This window comes from Paenisporosarcina sp. P4_E4_2, assembly GCF_056401595.1.
Window position 1 is genome coordinate 1 of the sequence record NZ_JBFUJC010000284.1, and the last position, 4,099, is coordinate 4,099.

The window sequence follows — 4,099 nt, forward strand, 5'->3', positions numbered from 1 at the left end:
GTTTTACAATGGGTTTTACTCTTTAATTACATAACATTTACACTTTTTTCATAAAGAATATATACTTTTAACTTTACAAAATGCTTTTCTATGCATTATTTTGCTTTTTTTTTGATTTGTGCTATTATTTTTATACTTGTTATATAAAAGAATAGGGGGAGTACTTCGTGATGTTACAAGAACAAAGACATCAAATGATTGAATCCTTTTTAAAACAGCAAAAAGCTGCAAAAGCTTCTGAGCTTGCTACTTTATTGGATGTCTCAATCGATACTGTAAGAAGAGATTTAGAGGTTCTTGAGAATAAGGGAAACGTGAAACGTGTTCACGGCGGGGCTGTTTTAATCCAAAATACTGATAATGTAGTAAATAAGCTTTTTAATGAAAGAGAAGTCAAAAATCTAGAAAAAAAACAAGAAGTTGCCTCATTAGCAATTGAATTAATTGAAGAGGGGCAAGCGATTGCTCTAAACGGCGGGACTACGACGATCGAAGTTGCAAAAGCCATTGTTGAAAGGTTTAAGAGGTTAACCATTATTACAAACGATCTTCGTATTTTATCGATTCTTGGAACGAATAGACATTTCAATGTCATCCTCACCGGCGGCTTTTATAATCCAGAGGAATATACTTTATATGGGAAACAATGTGAAGAAATCTTGTCTAATTTCAATATTGATATTGCTTTTATCACGGTGAATGCATTATCGCTTGAACACGGTTTAACGGATTTTAGAATGCATGAAGTAGGCGTTATTCAAACCATTATGTCACGGACAAAATATAAAGTAGTCGTTGCTGATTCATCAAAGTTTGAGACGTCTTCTTACATCAATATTTGTCCACTAAAGGATATTGACCTGCTCGTTACTGATAGTTCATTATCATCTAACATGGTAGAGGAATATAGCAAACAGGGTATTCGTATTCATTCTCCACACTAATTCACAATGTGTTAGAACACTAATTTCATTTTGCAAAAGGAATTGTTATTAGCATCAATATAAAGAGCACAAAAGGTCATATCTAGTATTGATATTTGTTCAACAGTCTGGCCCGCTTGTTGAACACAAGTTAAACAATACTCTTCAACTAACCTTCTGCTTTAGTTGAAGAAGAAAAAAGAGTTGTTTTACAACCATTGTTTTGAGCTAAAGCATCCGTTAGTTTATGTGCAATGCTTCACAATCAAACATATAAAGTTTCATAATCGCCCCCTATATTCTATTAGCATAAACAATCATTGTTAAAGGTATTGTAGTAACCATAATGCAGAATAAAACAATCAAAACTTGTGTAGCTGTTAATACAAATGGTCCAAAGGAACCTGTCAGTAAAATTAATACAACTAAACTGCTGCGTTAGTTGAATAAGAAAAATGCTTCACTCCTTATTGAAGTAAAGCACCCGTTAGTTGAATAAGAAATATGCTATTATGCAGGTCTTCTACACGCATATTTTTCGTTGTAATCATACTTTCGTACATCGTATTTTTGCATTACCCAACCTTCAGTTTCCCAATCTTGTCTTAATGTAACGGTAAAGATATCTTTAAAATTGTGTGGACCAGTGAAAGTAACAAACTCCAGCTTAGCTTCAAACATCCAAGAACCAGGATGTTCCAATTTCTTTATTTCAATAACCCTTTCACAAAACGTCCCTATGGCAAAAGTAGTTCCATAATGGTCTTCAATCGCTTTGCTTAATTGCGGCTGTAATAGATCAATTACGGCATCTTCTAACACATTCTCTCGTGTAGGTTGTGTTATTGGACGATTTGCGTACGTTATTAATGATGTAGTCATAACTATACCAAAGATAAAAATAATAATAATTATTTTCATATAAACACCTACTCAACTTATTTTGTAGGTATTTTATCCGTTGATATCAAATATATTCTTATTGAAGTAAAGCACCCGTTAGTACAATAACTTCCAAATAGTTTCGGCTGAATTAGTTAGTATAGGAAGAAAAATTGTTCATCATCAGAATTATATGGTAAAAACTTTATCTGCTTTACAACATACTCTTTTCCATCCCAATCGTACGCAAGTTTGAGCAAACCAATTAATCCTCCGGAGAAACTATCTTGTGATATATAAACAGGCACTTTTCCAAACAGTTGTCCATTTTCAACAGAGTAGTTTATCCCCTGGAAACTGATGCTAAATGGTTCGCGTGGGTTCCTGTAATTGTATTTGGAGATATCGTTGGTGTACTTCTCGCCGTCTACATGAATCTTCACGATATTGCCCTGTTTCTCTAGTGTCACTATAGAATTAATTGTTGTTTTTGTCTTTTCAATAGACTCGATAAGGGCTTCTTCATACTCTTCTCGCTCTTTGATAAAATTCAAAATATGAATGTCCTTTCGAGGATTCCCCCTACCAGCCTTATCATTATTAAGAACAATGATAATGTCACCATAGGTGTCGCCATTCACATCATTGTAAAATAGATCAGGCGGATACTTTCCGTGATACCAATTAGGGAAGCGATACAACGCTTCTTGTGTACTATCACCAACTTGAATAACAAAGTTCTCATAGTCCATCCAAGTTATTTTATCTGCCATTAAGTAAATCATTTGATGCCTATTTTCTGAAGGGACACTTAGTAAAACTATTCGTTCTCGTTTCTCTTCAGCAATGACTTTCTCAGATTCTTCTGTAACTTTGTTCGACATCAATCCCGTAGAAAATAACATTAATACTAAAACGAATGAAACCAACATAAAGAAAATTTGTTTGGTTTTCATATTTTTAATTACCACCTTATTTTATCAATTAAGGTAGTTTGCCCAGTTCAATAAAGTTATATGTAGTCTACCTAAGCAGCCCAATGTACTTAAACTAAAGCACCCGTTAGTTGAATAAGAAATCTCTTTCTACTTTTGCAAAATCAGTCCATAATTCATTTTCATTTACCTTGTTTTTTTTCTTTTTTTAATCTTTTTACCATTAACTCTAATGCTTCTTTTAGGTTATCAATAAGATAAATTCTAATACTTTTGCATTAATACCTTCCCATCTTGACCGTGGCATCCCAACATCTATTGTAATATATCGATACTTTTTGCTAAGTCGTAATTTCTCACAACCTTCAAATCCCCAGTACGCCAAGTCACCATCTACACGTAGAATTGGTGCAATTTCATCTATCTCTTCGCAATAAATTTTGTCGCAAAACCTATAGTTTAATTTCCTTAATTCATAAAGGTGAGGTGAAATGGCTTTACCTGCATTTACATCTCCTATGTCAGCTCCAAAGGTTATATAGTATTTAGCGTTATTTTCCATCAGTTCACCTTCATTCTTAAACTTCTTATTACCATAACAGCTTGTTCTCTTATTAAACTAACCTGCCCCTTTAGCTGAATTACAAGCTAATATTCATTAATGGGTTCTGCTACAAACACAAAATCAAAATCTTCCTTTTTCACAAAAAAACTTGAGTTAGTATTTAACCCTGTTTTTACACAGACTAAATCTACTTCAAGAAAGTTGAAACTTACATGTTGGGCATCTTGAATATCAAATCCGCCAGTTAAAAAATGAATTCCATCTCCAAACGATATAAAGATAAGCACCTTTTCAATATTAATTTCCATATCTAACCATTCATCGTTAATTAGAGCTCGATAAATTGTAATCTTAGGAATACATTCTATATGGTTTATTCCCTTGTAGCAGTTCAATGTGAGGTTGTAAGTGTGGGTTTCATTACGTTTTATATTAATGCCATATTTAAAAGTAAAGGTATTATAAACCATTTCATAAAATAGTGGTTCTACTATGTCATCCCACGCATCATATGCAAAAGCGTGAATGGGTATTAAATGTGGATATAAACTAACAATTGCTTTTTGGAAATTTAATAAGATTTCAGTATCAGTAATTTTGCTGAGGGCTTCGTCTATTTCATGGTCGTTTTCTTTAATGGTTCTTTTATCTATCATGTAAATTTGCTCCTCATTCTTGTATATATGCATACTATTCTATCTGTTATATCACTTTTCCTTCTTCCGCTAAACTGCCCCGTTAGTTCAATAAGAAAAAAGGCTTCACTCCTTATTGAAGTAAAGCACCCGTTAGTT

General features: G+C 33.1%; 5 protein-coding genes. 1 reads left to right on the plus strand and 4 read right to left on the minus strand.

What is annotated here, in order from left to right:
* The first annotated feature begins 170 nt into the window (after positions 1-170).
* Positions 171-944, plus strand: a complete 774-nt coding sequence (locus tag AC1DSB_RS15450) for a DeoR/GlpR family DNA-binding transcription regulator (protein ID WP_477532954.1) — start codon at positions 171-173, stop codon at positions 942-944.
* Between the two features lie 489 nt (positions 945-1,433).
* On the opposite strand, the gene AC1DSB_RS15455 is transcribed toward AC1DSB_RS15450, so the two are convergent.
* From AC1DSB_RS15455 to AC1DSB_RS15470, 4 genes are all read right to left on the minus strand, one after another.
* Entirely contained in the window at positions 1,434-1,844 is a 411-nt protein-coding gene (locus AC1DSB_RS15455; RefSeq protein ID WP_477587047.1) for a DUF3888 domain-containing protein, read from the minus strand.
* Between the two features lie 116 nt (positions 1,845-1,960).
* Positions 1,961-2,761, minus strand: a complete 801-nt coding sequence (locus AC1DSB_RS15460; RefSeq protein WP_477532950.1) for a hypothetical protein — start codon at positions 2,759-2,761, stop codon at positions 1,961-1,963.
* A 220-nt stretch (positions 2,762-2,981) separates the two neighbouring features.
* Positions 2,982-3,302, minus strand: coding sequence for a hypothetical protein (locus AC1DSB_RS15465; RefSeq protein ID WP_477532951.1), 321 nt, complete (start codon positions 3,300-3,302; stop codon positions 2,982-2,984).
* Between the two features lie 86 nt (positions 3,303-3,388).
* Positions 3,389-3,961, minus strand: coding sequence for a hypothetical protein (locus tag AC1DSB_RS15470; RefSeq protein ID WP_477532952.1), 573 nt, complete (start codon positions 3,959-3,961; stop codon positions 3,389-3,391).
* Positions 3,962-4,099 lie beyond the last annotated feature (138 nt).

Excerpts from the sequence above, each read along its gene's own strand:
- AC1DSB_RS15450 (WP_477532954.1), top strand. The coding sequence starts at position 171 with ATGTTACAAGAACAAAGACATCAAATGATTGAATCCTTTTTAAAACAG.
- AC1DSB_RS15455 (WP_477587047.1), bottom strand. The coding sequence starts at position 1,844 with ATGAAAATAATTATTATTATTTTTATCTTTGGTATAGTTATGACTACA.
- AC1DSB_RS15460 (WP_477532950.1), bottom strand. The coding sequence starts at position 2,761 with ATGAAAACCAAACAAATTTTCTTTATGTTGGTTTCATTCGTTTTAGTA.
- AC1DSB_RS15465 (WP_477532951.1), bottom strand. The coding sequence starts at position 3,302 with ATGGAAAATAACGCTAAATACTATATAACCTTTGGAGCTGACATAGGA.
- AC1DSB_RS15470 (WP_477532952.1), bottom strand. The coding sequence starts at position 3,961 with ATGATAGATAAAAGAACCATTAAAGAAAACGACCATGAAATAGACGAA.